The 16,469-nt window shown below is 40.7% G+C and carries 16 protein-coding genes; 8 read left to right on the plus strand and 8 right to left on the minus strand.

The window, feature by feature from the left end:
- Position 1 precedes the first annotated feature (1 nt).
- Positions 2-727 carry an acyl-[acyl-carrier-protein] thioesterase gene (locus HS960_RS06265; RefSeq protein WP_153844722.1) on the minus strand — a complete coding sequence of 242 codons (726 nt, stop codon included), beginning with the start codon at positions 725-727 and terminating at the stop codon, positions 2-4.
- A gap of 324 nt (positions 728-1,051) precedes the next feature.
- Here HS960_RS06265 and HS960_RS06270 point away from each other — a divergent pair, with 324 nt between their 5' ends.
- Positions 1,052-1,318, plus strand: coding sequence for a hypothetical protein (locus HS960_RS06270; RefSeq protein WP_172462508.1), 267 nt, complete (start codon positions 1,052-1,054; stop codon positions 1,316-1,318).
- Positions 1,319-1,439: 121 nt separating this feature from the next.
- On the opposite strand, the gene HS960_RS06275 is transcribed toward HS960_RS06270, so the two are convergent.
- The 6 genes from HS960_RS06275 to panB all read right to left on the minus strand — a co-directional run bounded on the left by HS960_RS06275 (position 1,440) and on the right by panB (position 8,751).
- Entirely contained in the window at positions 1,440-2,741 is a 1,302-nt protein-coding gene (locus tag HS960_RS06275; protein ID WP_153844721.1) for a TolC family protein, read from the minus strand.
- A 7-nt stretch (positions 2,742-2,748) separates the two neighbouring features.
- Complete coding sequence (locus HS960_RS06280; protein WP_120334078.1) at positions 2,749-5,832, minus strand: efflux RND transporter permease subunit; 3,084 nt, start codon at positions 5,830-5,832, stop codon at positions 2,749-2,751.
- A 6-nt stretch (positions 5,833-5,838) separates the two neighbouring features.
- A complete protein-coding gene (locus HS960_RS06285) occupies positions 5,839-6,900 on the minus strand; it encodes an efflux RND transporter periplasmic adaptor subunit (RefSeq protein ID WP_153844720.1) in 1,062 nt (353 codons plus the stop codon).
- 187 nt (positions 6,901-7,087) lie between these two features.
- Positions 7,088-7,240 carry a 30S ribosomal protein THX gene (locus HS960_RS06290; protein ID WP_075992880.1) on the minus strand — a complete coding sequence of 51 codons (153 nt, stop codon included), beginning with the start codon at positions 7,238-7,240 and terminating at the stop codon, positions 7,088-7,090.
- 83 nt (positions 7,241-7,323) lie between these two features.
- Entirely contained in the window at positions 7,324-7,926 is a 603-nt protein-coding gene (locus HS960_RS06295; RefSeq protein ID WP_145326891.1) for a hypothetical protein, read from the minus strand.
- A 9-nt stretch (positions 7,927-7,935) separates the two neighbouring features.
- Complete coding sequence (panB, locus tag HS960_RS06300) at positions 7,936-8,751, minus strand: 3-methyl-2-oxobutanoate hydroxymethyltransferase (protein WP_088161770.1); 816 nt, start codon at positions 8,749-8,751, stop codon at positions 7,936-7,938.
- A gap of 83 nt (positions 8,752-8,834) precedes the next feature.
- Between panB and HS960_RS06305 the strand changes: the two genes are divergently transcribed.
- The 6 genes from HS960_RS06305 to HS960_RS06330 are packed head-to-tail and all read left to right on the plus strand — an operon-like array spanning position 8,835 to position 15,062.
- Entirely contained in the window at positions 8,835-9,578 is a 744-nt protein-coding gene (locus HS960_RS06305; protein WP_159726405.1) for an RluA family pseudouridine synthase, read from the plus strand.
- Between the two features lie 14 nt (positions 9,579-9,592).
- A complete protein-coding gene (locus HS960_RS06310) occupies positions 9,593-10,186 on the plus strand; it encodes a TlpA family protein disulfide reductase (protein WP_159726407.1) in 594 nt (197 codons plus the stop codon).
- A gap of 23 nt (positions 10,187-10,209) precedes the next feature.
- Positions 10,210-11,046: an orotidine-5'-phosphate decarboxylase gene (gene pyrF / locus HS960_RS06315; protein ID WP_153844715.1), complete on the plus strand. Its 837-nt coding sequence runs from the start codon at positions 10,210-10,212 to the stop codon at positions 11,044-11,046.
- 42 nt (positions 11,047-11,088) lie between these two features.
- Positions 11,089-12,639, plus strand: a complete 1,551-nt coding sequence (gene guaA, locus HS960_RS06320; RefSeq protein ID WP_159726411.1) for a glutamine-hydrolyzing GMP synthase — start codon at positions 11,089-11,091, stop codon at positions 12,637-12,639.
- A complete protein-coding gene (locus HS960_RS06325) occupies positions 12,596-13,879 on the plus strand; it encodes an ABC transporter substrate-binding protein (protein WP_159726413.1) in 1,284 nt (427 codons plus the stop codon). Before guaA ends, HS960_RS06325 begins: the two co-directional genes overlap by 44 nt.
- 7 nt (positions 13,880-13,886) lie before the next feature.
- Positions 13,887-15,062, plus strand: coding sequence for an RsmB/NOP family class I SAM-dependent RNA methyltransferase (locus HS960_RS06330; RefSeq protein WP_182331846.1), 1,176 nt, complete (start codon positions 13,887-13,889; stop codon positions 15,060-15,062).
- 81 nt (positions 15,063-15,143) lie between these two features.
- On the opposite strand, the gene HS960_RS06335 is transcribed toward HS960_RS06330, so the two are convergent.
- Positions 15,144-15,617, minus strand: a complete 474-nt coding sequence (locus tag HS960_RS06335; protein ID WP_120334088.1) for a universal stress protein — start codon at positions 15,615-15,617, stop codon at positions 15,144-15,146.
- Between the two features lie 73 nt (positions 15,618-15,690).
- Here HS960_RS06335 and HS960_RS06340 point away from each other — a divergent pair, with 73 nt between their 5' ends.
- Positions 15,691-16,464: a C40 family peptidase gene (locus HS960_RS06340; protein WP_182331847.1), complete on the plus strand. Its 774-nt coding sequence runs from the start codon at positions 15,691-15,693 to the stop codon at positions 16,462-16,464.
- Positions 16,465-16,469: the final 5 nt, after the last annotated feature.

Below are 16,469 nucleotides of genomic sequence, written 5' to 3' on the forward strand. Positions count from 1 at the left end.
TTTATTTTGTTTCTATAGCCAAAGCAAAGTGGATTCGTTGCTGTTTAGTAACAGTCATAAAGTAACCTTGATCTGTCGCATCGCCGTTAATTTCAACGGTATCATTATAGCGTAATTCACGCAGGTAATTCATCTCTAAAGATCTGATCTGATTGGTCAATACAAGCTCAATGGGCAATCTGTCCATACACCAGTCCAGGTATTTTACATTGTTGGCGTGATTGACAATATCCAGGTCAGAGAGCTTAACGCTATATTCATCAATATTTTTGACGGTCTGGGAAATATCCAATTTTGAAAATGGCTGTTGTGTTGCCGGGCGATCAGGGTAGGTGGTAAAATCTTCGGTGGAAATTGCGAGTGTTTCAGAGCTCCTTTTCACGGTATTGATGACAGCCCAATAACTGGTTGCAGTAACATAGATCTGTCCATTGACTGTAATTTCAAAATTCCGCGTTGAGCGTGCGCCCTCTAATTCTTGAACCCAAGTTTTTACCTTGACATGATCCATCCATTTGGGCAACCGTACAATCTCTATGCGTATGCGGCTAAGTACCCAGGTTTGGTTATGTTTGGCCATTTCTTTAAAACCGAATCCGACAGCATTGGCATGTTCTCCGGCGGTAAGCTGCAGGATATTGGATAAATCGGAGAAACGAATGCGGCCGTTAGAATAGCATTGTGTGAAATAAATTTCCCACTCTTTTTCAAAAACAGATTTTTCCATTTACATATTATTTTGAGTAAAAATAGGCAATATGAATGATTTGGACTATAAATTCAAAATGAAATGACACTATATTTAGATATCTCGTTATAAATGCCTGTTGGGCTTGCTGGTGCCCCCCAAAGCGGAGCAGTGTGTCCAAAGTACAATCGTTTTTTTATTGTAAAATAAATGATAGTTTTCAAGTATTTAATTGATTTTTATCATGGGAATCGGTAGATTTAAATAAGCCAATGGCAGAAAGAGATAAAATAAGATTGGCTTTAAAGCGTTATAAAAGTAGTATAGCGCAAAACAATAATTTACACATTAAATGCTAGTATTATGGTTGGAGAACTAATAGCTAAAGAGGAAATTCCTCAATTTAAATTTATCCCGGCGAGTGAAGATAAGACAGCGACTTTTATGGATAAATTGAAAGGGGCACTTCGGTTGGGAAATGAGTTTAAATCCAAAACTGAAATCGCCTTTGAGACTGATTCCGGACCAAAGCGTATCGAGACCACTGTATGGTCGTTAACCGATAGATATATTCAGATTAAAAGTGGCGTTTTAATACCGCTGAAATCTATTATAGCAATTGACTATTAAATAGACAAACGAAAGGCTCCTCATTTAGTTAAGGAGCCTTTCGCTTTTAATGATAGATGCTGTTAAAAAGCGCATCAGTATTGTGTTCCTTTCTAAGAGGACCTCTTGTAAAAAGAAATTTCTAATACGTTTCGCCTGTTAATTCTTTTAGGCGTATCTCGGATACCTTCGCATCATATTGTGCTGTATAGCTACGTGTCATTACATTGATGTAGTTTAACTGCGCTGTTCTTACTTCTAAGGTTGTGATGGTACCGATACGGAATTTATCCATCGTGATGTTTAAATTTTCTTTTGCCAGCTCCTCATTTTTCCGTTCTACATTAGCCAGCTCCATATTGGTGATGTAGGTTTGGAATAGGGTTCTGACCTGAGCCTGGATATCTTGTTTTTGTTGCTGTATCTGTAGTTCTGAGCCTTTAATCTGAAATTTGGCTATCCGTTCGTTTCTATTTTGAAGAAATCCATTGAATATATTAAGGGAAGCCGATACGCCGTAGGTAAGACCTCTATTTTTGTTTTCTGTCGAGAAACCGAGGGAGGAGTGTGATTCGTTCCAGTTGTACCCACTATTTAAGCCAATTTTGGGATAACGTTCGGCCTTAACTGCTTTTAGGTTGAGTTCGGCCACCCGATTGTTGATGATGGCAAGCTGAATTTGCGGATTTTGTCGATCAGCAATTTCGATCAGATTACCAAGTTTAAGATCCGTATCAAGTTTCATTTCGTCTTCAATTTGAAAATCTAAGCTCAAGTCGCGCGTCATCAGCTGATTGAGGTAAGTCTTGGTATTTTTGAAGCTTTCCTGCTGTCTGAGCAGGTTTGTCTGATCGGTATTCAAATCGACTTTTGCATTCAGGAGATCAAGCTTGGAGCCTTTTCCGATCTCCAGGCGATTTTCGGCAAGCGTGACACGGTATCTCGATAAGGTGATGGTTGTATCTAGGGCATTTATCAGGCGCTTTTGTTGCACCAGATTGTAGTAGGTTGCCATGACTTCGCTGAGTTGGGTAATCACTTGATATTTAATCTCCGCTTCCCCTTGACGTTGTATTTCTTTGAAGCGGTCGCGACGGGCAAACATGCCCAATCCATCGAATATCGTCCAGTTTAGGTTGACTCCATAAGACATGTTATCATTTTTTGCATTGGAAATCTGCTGTATTTGACCATCTGCTCTGACCTGTCTTGAATTCTGGATGGAGTTGCTTCTGCTGAACGTTCCAGTTACTGCTGGAAGCATACCAGCGCTTCCTAGACTGGTATTCTCCATATCAATGTTATTGTCATTTTTAGCCAAAAGAATATTGAAGTTATTGCTCAACGTTGTTTTTAGCGCATCTTCCAAGGTCAGTATCTCTTGTGCACGAGCTTGAAACATGATGGAGTAAAGTAATACTAGTAGGATGAAATTTCTCTTCATGTCTTTATTATTCGTAGCTTTTAATGTTATCAAATTCAGGTCTATGCTTTTTTTGTCTTGACCACATGTAATAGATCGCCGGGATAATGAACAAGGTTAGGATAAGGGAGAATATTGTACCACCAACGATAACAACCCCCATACCAATTCTGCTCGTTGAAGCAGCGCCAAGTGACATGGCAATTGGTAATGCACCCAGGGCAATGGCCAGACTTGTCATTAAGATCGGTCTGAGTCGTGATTCGGCGGAGTGCATAATTGCCTCAAATTTTTCCATTCCTTCTTCGCGCATTTGGTTAGCAAACTCAACAATCAAGATACCATTTTTGGTCACGAGACCGATGAGCATAATCGTTCCAATTTGGCTGAATATATTCCAGGTTTGATCAAATAACCATAGACTTATCAGTGCACCGGCAACGGCCATCGGTACTGTAAGGATAATGATAAATGGGTCGAGGAAGCTCTCAAATTGGGCAGCTAAGATTAGGTAGATAAGCAACAAAGCAAGACCAAAGGCAAATAAGGTATTGGAGCTACTTTCAACGAAGTCACGTGATTCGCCACTGAGGTCGGTGGTGAAGCTTTGATCGAGTACCTTTTCTTTAATGCGATCCATTGCTGCAATGCCGTCGCTCATACTCATGCCCGGCGCCAAACCGGCTGAAACTGTAGCCGACATGTAACGGTTATTGTGGTAGAGTTGGGGTGGACTGCTTTCTTCCTTAACGCTTACAACGTTGTCTAACTGGATAAGCTGTCCGAGGTTATTACGCACGTAAATTGACGCAAGGTCTGTTGGCGTGGCTCTACGGTCGTTTTCAACCTGGCCTATGACCTGATATTGTTTGCCATCACGCATAAAATAGGCGAAACGTTGACCGCTTAGCAATAATTGGAGGGACTGCGAAACATCAAGTACGGAAACGCCCAGACTGAGTGCTTTCAGACGATCAATTTCGACATGCAGTTCGGGTTTGTTGAACTTCAGGTTGATGTCCGTTGTGGAGAATGCCGGATCGCTGTTGACCTCATTCATAAATTCGGGTATCTTTTCCTGAAGTTTTTCAAAATTTTGTGCCTGGATAATGTACTGAACAGGTAATCCACCTCTGCGATTCATGGATATCGTTGGCGTTTGCGAAACATTGACGCGGACACCATCATATTTTTTTGTCCATTTGGTCAGTTCTTTTGCAATATCATCCTGAGACTTTTTACGTTCTTCAGGATCTACCAGTGTCATCCGTATACGTCCGGAGTTGACCGAACTCGCTCCGAAACCAGGAGAGGTAATGTTTAAACTGATTTTGTTTTCGGGAATGGAGTCATAGACTAATTTATCCAGATCTTGCATGTATCGGTCCATGTATTCATAAGTAGCACCCTCAGGGCCCGTCACGTTGACAGAGATGCTGCTTCTGTCATCATAAGGCGCCGTTTCTTTTTTAATGGAGGAGAAAAGGATGCCAATAATCACAAAACATAGGATCAGAATTGGAAAGCTTATCCATTTGAATTTCATGAATTTTTCCAGCGCATTGGCATAACCTTTATTCATTTTGACGAACATGGGTTCTGTCCAATCGTAAAATTTTGTCTTCTTGTGTCCACCGCCTTTGATCAGATAGGCGTTGAGCATCGGCGTGAGTGTGAGGGAAACAAATGCGGAAACCAATACGGCCGAGGCGATGACGACACCAAACTCCCGGAAAAGCCGTCCCACAAAGCCCTGAAGAAATATAACGGGTAAGAATACGGCTGCAAGTGTGATTGAAATGGAAATAACAGCGAAGAATATTTCCTTCGACCCTTTCAGGGCCGCCTCAATAGGCGACATTCCCTCTTCAACCTTCTTGAAGATATTTTCGGTAACAACGATACCGTCGTCGACGACAAGCCCCGTCGCGAGTACAATAGCGAGCAGCGTCAGTACATTGATGGAAAATCCGAAAATATACATAATAAAGAATGTCGCGATCAAGGATACGGGAATGTCCAATAGAGGACGTAGTGCGATACCCCAGTCGCGGAAGAAAAAATAGATAATCAGGGTGACCAGAATGATCGAAATAAGGAGTGTCTCGGCGACTTCCTCAACAGACTTTTTAATAAATGTTGTATTGTCAGAAGCGATGTTGAGTATAATATCCTGCGGCAGATCTTCTTTGATCTGATCGAGCATTTTATAGAAATTGTTGGCAATATCGAGGTAATTTGTTCCCGGCTGCGGAATAATGGCAATACCGACCAGCTGTTTACCGTTACTGACCATTTTTGTTTCGAGATTTTCAGCATCTATTTCTGCTCGGCCAATATCGATAAACTTGACGATACGGCTGCTATCGGCCTTTAAAATGATGTTATTGAATTGCTCGGGGGTAGACAGGTTGCCGACGGTTTTTACGGTGAGTTCGGTTGTGTTTCCGACAATTTTCCCCGAAGGTAACTCAACATTCTGGCTATTCAATGCCGTACGAATATCCGAAGCCGTGATACCATAGGCAGCCATACGGTCGGGGTTGAGCCATAGACGCATGGCGTAACGTTTTTGACCATAGATCTGTGTGCTGCTGACACCGGGGATGGTTTGCAACCTTTCGGAAATCACATTTTCGGCGTAGTCGCTTAGCGAAAGTTTATCGCGCGTCTCACTTTGCAATGTCAATGTAATAATAGGATCGGAGTCCGCATCGGCTTTGGATACCACCGGTGGGGCATCAATATCCTGTGGCAGGCTTCGCACGGCTTGGGATACTTTATCCCGGACATCATTTGCGGCTTCCTCAAGGTTCTTTTTTAAATCAAACTCAATGGTGATATTACTGGATCCCTGATTGCTCGAAGAAGAGATGTTGCGGATACCATCGATCGAGTTTATGGCCTTTTCTAGCGGCTCGGTAATCTGAGATTCAATGATATCTGGATTGGCACCGGCATAGTTTGTTCTGACGGAAACAATTGCTGGGTCAATAGAGGGGTATTCGCGTACGCCAAGAAAACTAAAACCAATATAGCCAAACAATATGATGGTAATATTGACGACAATAGTTAAAACAGGGCGTTTAATAAAAACTGCAGATAAATTCATGTACAACTAGTTAGCTAATGATACCTTAACTTTTGCTCCATCTTTTAACGACAGAACGCCCGTGGTTAAAACGGTGTCACCGGCACTGATGCCAGATAGAATGACGATGTCTTTGTCGGTACGCGCACCTGTTTCAACCTTCACTTCCTTGGCAAGGCCATGCTGTAATACAAAGACCTTTTTTCCGTCCTGTACGGGAACAATGGCTTCTGTTGGAATGGATATCGCATCGTTTTCCACTTCGATCGGCACAATCACATTGACAAAGGATCCGACTTTCAATTTGCCCTGATCGTTCGTTGCTCTGGCGCGGACGGTGAGTGTTCTGGTGTTAAGTGATACTTGTGGTTCAACGGCGTAAATGTTTGCTTTTATGACGGTTGGGTCGTTGGCTACGCTGAACTCAATGGGCATGTTTATTTTAATAATATTGCTGTATTTTTCGGGAACTGCAAAAGTAATTTTGACAAGATTGTCCTTCACTAAGTTCGTAATCAGGGTACTGGATGAGACAATGGCACCTACGGAAATATTCCGAAGTCCAATCATGCCACTAAAAGGGGCGCGGATGGTTGTTTTGGATATTTGTGCCTGAATCAACTGGATCTGTGCTAAGGAGGTTTTTAAGGCTGCACTGGCTATATCAAACTCTTCCTGACTGATTGCTCCTTTTTGCAGCAATAGTTTGGCCCGACGTTCATTTTCGGCATTCAGCTGGTTTGTTGTTTGTGCTTGTCTTAATTGTGCCTGAAGTTCAATATCATCAATCTTGATCAAGGGTTCGCCCTGTTTGATGCGCTGCCCTTCGGAGAAATAGATTTTGGTGATTCGACCACTTACTTCACTTCTGATTTCAACCTGCTCTTCTGCGTCAATGCTTCCCGAGAGATTAATGGATCTATCGGCGACGGAAGATTTGGCAATGATAGCCTGTGCGGGGACTGGCATATCTTTTTTCCCATTGGGCTTATCAGCTTCTTTTTTGTCTTTTTTAGCAGTTATCAGAAAGTATCCACCTCCAAACACAGCACAAGCCAAAAGGAGGTAAATGATCGATTTTTTATTCATACGGATATAGTCTCTTATGTACTTTTTACATTTAACGGGTAAATATAGGTTTATTATTATGCCAATATCAGTTGTCAAAAGGATTTTACAATACGACCAAAACCTTGCAAATGAACATCGAAATGGACGTAGTGGGAACGATTGGAAATAAAAAAAGCCAGAAATAAGTTTCTAGCTTTATTGATTACTATTTTTTTGATTTTGCTTTTTGTTCCACTTCTTTTGAAGCCCCATTTTTTACTTTTGGCTTGATGGCAGCTTTCGATACATGTGGTCTTCTTTTTCCAAAAGAACCATTTGATATTTTTCCTCTTCTGGTCTTGATATCACCTTTTCCCATAGTGTAAAATATTTTGGTTTTAACAAATTATATTGATTACCTAAATATAACACTTTCTTTTCGGATGTTCAACCTGTTCATTTTTAAATAATTGGAAAAATACGTTTTTGAATAGCTACGTTGAAGTTTTGGTTAATCGTGTCGAAAAATAAATTATTAACGGGCCTGTTTTCAGCGACTAAATAGGGGATTTCCAATATTTTGTTCTTTAACTTGATACGGTAGTAGCCGTATAATAAACCTTTGGTTGTTTGAATTGATTCGATTTTCTGAACAGCTTCTATGTCCTTAAAAATGTTAAAAGCATAATTTTCTCCTTTTAGCTGTTCAATAAAAACCTCATTGGTTTTCGCATTGTACCATATTTGTTGGCTTTTGAGCTTACTAAAGTGGTTGTTGAACAGAAAGAGATAGCCCAACAAGAAAAAGGCAATCGGAAGCAGGAACAGGACAATTTTTATCTTCATGAACAGCAACACGGTGATCAAAATGAGGATAATCCCCATAACGGCATTGGAAACACTCTTCTTTAGATTTGCCTGGATGACTGGAGATGAAGCTTCAATCAACTGAAAACCTGATTTTAAATTTCTGGACATATCCTCGGTAAACCCAAATAGATTGAATTTTTTGCGTATCATCAGATAAGCAATAAGAACAATAAGCCCAATGATCAAAAACCGCATATTTTTCTTCTAGTATTGTTCGTCTTCGTTCGGGTATTGTACTGCTTTTACTTCGGCCACATAATTTGCTACTGCTGTTGTGATTTGTTCGTGCAAATTAGCGAAATGACGCATAAATTTTGGTTTGAAGTCGGCATTCATTCCAAGCATGTCGTTAATCACAAGGACTTGTCCATCGCAATCCGGCCCAGCCCCAATACCAACTGTTGGAATCGCTAGTTTTTCGGTTACTGTTTTAGCTAATTTTGCCGGTATCTTTTCCAGAACAATTGCAAAACAGCCCGCCTCCTGCAAAGCGAGTGCATCTTCTATTAATTTAGCGGCTTCTTGTTCTTCTTTTGCCCGCACACCAAAATTTCCAAATTTATTGATGGATTGGGGAGTCAAGCCCAAGTGTCCACATACAGGGATTCCTCCGGCAATGATTTTTTTGATGTTTTCGATGATTTCAAGTCCTCCCTCGAGTTTTAATGCGTGCGCACCTGATTCTTTCATCATGCGTACAGCTGCATTGTAAGCTTCATTGGCAGAGCCCTGATAAGATCCAAATGGCAAATCTGCTAATACCATGGCACGCTCGGTACCCCGAGCAACGGCAGCGGCATGGTAGATCATATTATCTAGGGTGATAGGCAAGGTAGTTTCGTAGCCAGCAAATACGTTGGCAGCGGAATCTCCAATCAAAATAACGTCAACACCAGCTTGATCTACCATTTTGGCCATGGAGTAATCATAGCTTGTAAGCATAGAAATCTTTTCCTGACGTTCTTTCATGGCTTGCAGCATTGCTGTGCTTACTCGTTTCATTTCTTTGTTTACAGACATCTTAACTTATATTGTGTGTTCAAAAGTAAGCTTTTTATCATACATTGACCAATATTCTGCCTTGTGTTTTGTATTTTTGCAAAATGATACAAAATGAGAATCGTCTATTTAAATTTCCCAAATTTTCAGAATTAATCATCCATGAGGATGAAAATCTGATTGTTATCAATAAACCGCCGTTTATCGCTTCTTTAGATGAACGTGAGGGTGGGGAGGTTAATATTCTTCGTTTGGCGAAGAAATATCATCCTGATGCACAGGTGTGCCACCGCCTGGATAAAGAGACCTCGGGTATTTTATTAATTGCAAAAAATCCAGAAACATACCGTACAATCTCCATTGCATTTGAAAAAAGAAAGGTGAATAAGATTTATCATGCAATCATAGGAGGTACACATACTTTTCAGGATTTGCTTGTCGATTTGCCCATCTTGAACCAAGGTAATAAAAATGTATCTATTGATCGTGCAAACGGCAAACCAGCAGAGACCATCTTCAATTCGATCAAATACTACAAGAACTATACCTTAGTGGAATGTAAACCCATTACAGGACGTATGCACCAAATCCGTATTCACCTAGCGACACAACATGCCGCTATTGTGGGGGATGACATGTATCGCGGTAAACCTGTGTATTTGTCCCAAATTAAGAAAAGAGGATATACATTGTCCAAAGATGAAGAGGAACAGCCTATTATGAAGCGTTTTGCACTACATTCAAAACATGTTGAGTTTGAATTGAACGGAGTTAAGATGGCTTTTGAGGCACCTTATCCAAAGGATTTCGCGACGTTGTTGAAACTATTGGATAAGTTTGATTCTTAATAGCGGGATTACCTATGAGTCCGAAGACAAAAAAGATAATCGGAAACGTTGTATTTGTACTGCTCATCGGTTTGTTGATTTGGCCAACAAGTAGAAGTTATTTCCAGCAATTTTTAATGAAAATAGGCTTTTTCAAGCCGAAGTTGGAGGTTCCGTCGACTTCTAAAGAGTTCGTTGTGACGACTCCGCCCGATGTATTCGCGCATGTGTCGTTTGTTAACCAGCTTGGGGACACCGTAAAAGTAGCGGATTTGAAGGGCAAAGTGGTTTTTATTAATTTTTGGGCAACGTGGTGTGCACCTTGTCGCGCAGAAATGCCTTCGATCAATGTGTTATATGATCGTTATAAAGATAATCCCAATATGGTGTTTTTGATTGTGGAGATTGAGGGCGACAAAGCAAAGGCCGAGACCTTCGTGAAAGGACAGCAGCTGACTTTGCCAATCAGTTTTCCAAACAGCGATATTCCAAAAGAATGGCTCTCGGGATCTATTCCTTCAACGGTGATATTGGACAAAGCAGGAAAGGTGGCCACACGGCATGAAGGTATGGCGGATTATTCGAGCCCTGATGTAGGTAAATTTATTCAAGATTTAATCAATAAATAATTTTTAAGATCTCTAAATATAGCATGACAAGAGCAGAACTTATTCATCAAATAAAAGCGAAACGCTCATTTTTATGTGTCGGATTAGACACAGACCTCACCAAAATCCCGGAGCATCTTTTAGATGATGAGGATCCCATCTATAGCTTCAATAAGGCTATCATAGATGCAACAGCTGATTTATGCGTTGCCTATAAGCCCAATATTGCGTTTTATGAATGTTATGGAATCAAAGGCTGGCAATCGCTTCAAAAAACCTGGGCTGCATTACCAAAGGATTGTTTCAGTATTGCTGACGCAAAAAGGGGGGATATTGGCAATACGTCGGGACGTTACGCAATGGCATTTTTTGATGAAAAGACGTCTGGTCTTGGATTTGACAGTATTACAATCGCACCTTACATGGGGAAGGACTCGGTGACACCATTTTTGGATTTTAACGATAAATGGGCAATCGTACTTGCTTTGACATCGAATGAGGGTAGCTTGGACTTTCAAAATTTTGAAAACAAAGAAGGGCTGCAATTGTTCGAACAGGTGATCGATAAAGTTAATACCTGGGGGACACCTGACAATTTGATGTATGTTGTCGGAGCAACACGCGGAGAGGGGTTTATCAAAATTAGGGAACATGCACCAGATCATTTTTTATTGGTGCCGGGAGTGGGGGCGCAAGGAGGTTCGCTTGAAGATGTTTGTAAATTTGGTATGAACAAAGATTGTGGACTTTTAGTAAACAGCACAAGGGGAATTATCTATGCTTCAAAAGGACGTGATTTCGCTGAAAGAGCGCGGGAGGAAGCCCTAATTCTACAGAAAGAAATGGAAGTAGAACTGTTAAAAGCAGGCATTATTTCCTGATTTGACATTTAATAATTCATTCGTAATACTTACCTTTGCAGCATGCCAGAAAAAATTATAATTCTAGACTTCGGGTCTCAATACACACAGTTGATCGCTAGACGTGTCAGAGAACTAAATGTGTATTGTGAGATACACCCGTTCAATAAATTGCCGGATTTTGATGACTCCGTAAAAGGTGTTATCCTTTCAGGAAGTCCTTATTCTGTTAGACAAGAAGATGCACCGCAAATTGATTTTGTCGCTATTCAGGATCGTTTCCCACTTTTAGGAGTTTGTTACGGAGCACAATACATTGCTCAAAAATCAGGTGGTGAAGTATTACCTTCTGAAATCCGTGAATATGGTCGTGCAAATCTGCAGTTTGTCAATAGTGAGAATGAATTATTGGCAGGAGTACCAACTCAATCGCAGGTATGGATGTCACATGGAGACACCATCAAAGAAGTTCCTGCAAATTTTGACATTATAGCAAGTACGGATAAAGTTCGTGTTGCTGCTTATCAAGTAAAAGGTACCCGCACCTATGGTATACAATTCCACCCGGAAGTAACACATAGTACTGATGGGGCTATCTTATTGAAAAACTTCGTTGTAAACATTTGTGGTTGTGCACAGGATTGGACACCAGACGCATTTGTTGAAACAACAGTATCCTCTTTGAAAGCGCAATTGGGTGACGATCACGTTATCATGGCTTTGTCAGGAGGAGTAGATTCAACAGTAGCAGCAGTATTGTTGCACCAAGCAATCGGAAAAAAATTACATTGTATTTTCGTAGATCATGGTCTGCTTCGTAAAGATGAATACGAGCAGGTGTTGGATTCTTACAAAAATATGGGGTTAAATATTAAAGGAATAAATGCCAAGGATTTATTTTATGGTAGATTAGCTGGGGTTTCTGAACCAGAAGAGAAACGCAAAATCATTGGTAATTCATTTATTGATGTTTTTGATGAAGCTGCAAAAGAAATCCAAAAGGAATTACCTGAAGGAATTGAAGCGAAATGGTTGGGACAAGGAACAATTTACCCAGATATTATCGAGTCGGTTTCAGTGAAAGGACCTTCAGCAACAATCAAATCACACCATAACGTTGGTGGTTTACCTGATTTCATGAAATTGAAAGTCGTAGAACCACTTAAAACGTTGTTTAAAGATGAAGTAAGAAGAGTAGGAAAAGCTTTAGAAGTGGATCAGGCAATTTTAGGCAGACATCCCTTCCCTGGACCAGGTTTGGCAATTCGTATTTTAGGTGATATTACACCTGAGCGTGTACGTATTGTACAAGAGGCTGATGCGATCTTTATCAATAATCTGAAGGAAGCTGGCTGGTACGATAAAGTATGGCAAGCTGGTACAATTTTCTTGCCAGTGCGTTCTGTAGGCGTAATGGGTGACGAGCGTACTTACGAGCATGTTGTTAGCTTACGTGCAGTTGGTTCTCTTGATGGAATGACTGCGGATTGGATACATTTACCATATGACCTGTTGGCAAAAATTTCAAATGAAATTATCAACCATGTGAAAGGAATAAACAGAGTTGTATATGATATCAGTTCAAAACCGCCCGCTACAATTGAGTGGGAATAAAATATGGGTTGCGGCACTTGTAGCATTATGTCTTGCAAGCTGCACAACCAAAAAAAGCACAGTATTGCGTTCGCCTTCCTCTGGTCAAGGCGAACAGCAAACTGCTGTGACTAAACCAGCAGTTGACAAAGATAAGACCATTGCCAAAGTGGGGGATATCCAGGATGTCAACGGCCATGCTGTGAAAAATAATCGCATCGCCTTGCTATTACCATTCGAGTTAAGTGGTATTGCCGGGACGATTACAAAAGAAGATGTGGAGCGATCTTCCTTGGCACTTGATTTTTATCAGGGATTTCAGTTGGGCCTTGACAAAATTGCCAAAGAGGGGGCTTTATTTGATCTACAAGTAATTGATTCTCGAGACAATGTTGCTTATAATGCGACCTTAGGGACTTCGGCGAATGTCAAAGATGCCGTACTTGTGGTTGGTCCGGTATATCCTCGTGAGATAAAAAGCTTTGGGCAAACATTTGCAAACAAGAATGTGTTACAAGTTTCTCCGTTGGCGGCGACTATGGCTTCTGAATTTAGCCTACCCAATTTGGTTTCCATCACACCTTCTATTCGTACACACGCAGAAACATTAGCAAAATATGTTGCTGACCAGTACTATACAGGTGATCAGATCGTCGTATATGATGCCGGTGACGATGAAAGTAAGCAGTTTCTAGTCAGTTTTGTTAGCGAAGTTTCAAAGGCTAATGCACAGGCAAAAGTAAAAACGGTTTATAATCTTGCCGAACTGGATAACAGTCTTGTATTGACCGGTTCAAATCATATTGTAAGTGGTACCGCCAATAAGAATCTTGTGAAAGCCCTATTGGATAATATGGACGAACGCTTTTTGAATCCTGGTAATCAATTTAAGTTATACGGACATCCAAATATGGCTAAGCTTTCGTTTGAGAATTTCGAAAATATGGATTTTTATGGACTTACTATTACCTCTTCCAACTTAGTGAATGAGAGTGATAGTGATACCCGAAAATTTATTGGAAATTATAAATCGGCTTATAAAGTGGATCCATCCGAGTTTTCTTATAAAGGTTATGATGCGGCATTGTATTTCGGTCGATTGATCCACAAATACGGCGTGGATTATGTTAGCCGAATGACGCAAGATAAGTTTTCGGGATTGAATAGCGATTACAAATTTGAATTTTATCCAAAATGGGGCTATGCTAATAGAGCTTTGGGTATAATGGTTTATCACAACAAAAAATTTGAAAGAAAATAATCTTTGAATGGCTGAATTCAGTGAAAGACGTGTTCATCAACAAATACGTAATTTTGAGCGGGCAATGGATGGTTTTGAAGCTGAGCAACCATTTTCGCGTTATTTAACTACTTTTTTTAAGTTGAATAAGCAAATGGGATCTTCGGACCGGAAATCTACCTCCCGTTTATGTTATAATTATTTTCGTCTGGGAATGGCGGCTTCGCAGTTGTCACAACAGCGTAGATTGGTGCTTGCGGAATTTCTATGTGAACAGGAAAGTCCTTTGGTGGCCCTTTTTGAGCCTTCCTATAGCGATAAACTCCATCTGCCGCTGAAAGACAAAATCGCATTTCTAACGTCTGAAGGTGTTTTTAAACTGAATGATCTCTTTCCATTTGCGGATTATATTTCTGAAGAGGTTGACTTGGTGCAATTTTTAGAGAGCCAGTTGATCCAGCCCAACTTATATATTCGGGCGAAACGCGGGAAGACAAAGATCGTGTGCGCTATTTTGGATAACAATCAGATTCCTTATTCCGTGATTGGCGATCAGACTATCGCCTTGAATAATGGAACATCCTTGCATCGATTTGATGTCTTGGATGGGATTATAGAAGTGCAGGATCTGTCTTCGCAGCGCACTTTGGATTATATGGAGCCCGCTGAAAGAGAATCATGGTGGGATGCATGTGCTGCTTCGGGTGGCAAATCGCTCTTATTGATGGATGCTTGTCCAACTGTTAATCTTTTAGTATCCGATGTTCGCATGAGTATTCTCCGAAATCTCGATGAACGTTTTGACCGTGCCGGAATAAAGCATTACCGAAAAAAAATACTCGATCTTACCAAGGATAGCTTCGCAATTCTTGGGAGCGAACGATTTGACGGGGTGTTATTGGATGCGCCTTGTACTGGATCAGGAACCTGGGGGCGTACACCAGAAATGGTTAGACAGTTTCGGGCCGCTAAGATTGCCGAATTCAATGCACTACAAAAGAATATTGCAAGTAATGTGGTGGGGCATGTTAAAGCGGGCAAGCCTTTGATTTATATAACCTGCTCTATTTTTAAAGCAGAAAACGAAGATGTTGTCAATTACATTGTAGATAATTTTGGTTTTGAAATAGAACGTATGGACTATTTGAAAGGTTATGAAGAGAAAGCGGATAGTATGTTTGTGGCGCGATTGATTAAAAAGTAATTTATATATATAATACAAGCAAAAAGGCTATTTTTTCCAATGAAAAAATAGCCTTTTTTTATACATATGGACCGTTTAATATCAGTCACATTTACTTGGAACAACGAGTACAGGGCAGGTAGATTTACGAATGACTGATTCGGATACTGAGCCGGAAATAAAGTGATCAAAGCCCGTCCGTCCATTAGTCCCCATAATAATAAGATCTGCAGACCACTCATGGGACGCAGCCAGAATTTCTTCTTTAATGGATCCGATTCGATTAAAAAGATATACTTCGCCTGCACCTGTAAATTCGCGGCTTATTTTCTCAAGATATTTTTGTGCATTATCCTGTTCCATTTCCGATACTTCTGGAACGATGATGGGTTGCTGACCTAATAGCGGGTCCGCACCAAAGCTGGCCGGAGAAGTAGGGGGAACAACAGTGACAAGCGCTATGGAGGCTCCAAATACCGCGGCCATTTCTTTGGCATATAGTATAGCCTTTTCTGAGCATGGTTCGTCGTCAACAGCGACGAGTATCCTTTTGAATTTTGAATTTGTATTCTCCATTTCTACTATAATTAATTTATCTTCGTCATATAATATATAATCACATTTTTGACGATTTTGTTTTGTTTAGCACATGAAATATGGTATTTGTACACTAGCTCTCGTTCCGTTACGTTTAGAACAGGCACACCGTAGTGAGATGGTTTCTCAGGTATTGTTTGGGGAACTTTTTGAGATCCTTGATGAACAGGCCGATTGGACATCAATACGTCTGTTGGAAACGGACTATTTAGGCTGGATTCAAAACGGGCAGTTTCAGGAACTAAACGACTTGGATATGCAACATTATCTGACCGGAACACCAATTATCGTTGGAAGGGAAGGGGGAATTCTGTTTACTGATACCGCACAATTTCAGCTCTGTCATGGAACCAAGCTTTACCTAGATGCAGAGAATACTGTCAATTTATCTCCATTGAGATTAACTTATCAAGGTAGTATCAATCCGTTTACTAGAAATCAATTTGAGACTGAGGTGTCGCGATTGGCTTTGAGTTATAAGGACACCCCTTATTTATGGGGCGGGCGTTCGCAATGGGGGATTGATTGTTCCGGTTTCTCCCAATTGATTTATAGTTGTTTTGATCTTTCCTTGCCTCGTGATGCTTATCAGCAAGCTGAAAAAGGGGAGACTGTAGATTTTATTTCAGAAATAAAAGTAGGCGATTTGGCCTTTTTTGACAATGCCGAAGGAAGGATTACCCATGTAGGGATTATGCTGGATCGCGATACGATTATCCATGCCTCAGCGAAAGTCGGTGTTGATCGGATGGATACGGAAGGTATTTTTAATGCTGAACAGAATCGTTATACACACAAACTCCGGATTGTTAAGCGTTATGTATGATGTAT

Origin of the sequence: Sphingobacterium paramultivorum (assembly GCF_014109745.1) — a bacterium.
GTDB lineage: Bacteria > Bacteroidota > Bacteroidia > Sphingobacteriales > Sphingobacteriaceae > Sphingobacterium > Sphingobacterium paramultivorum.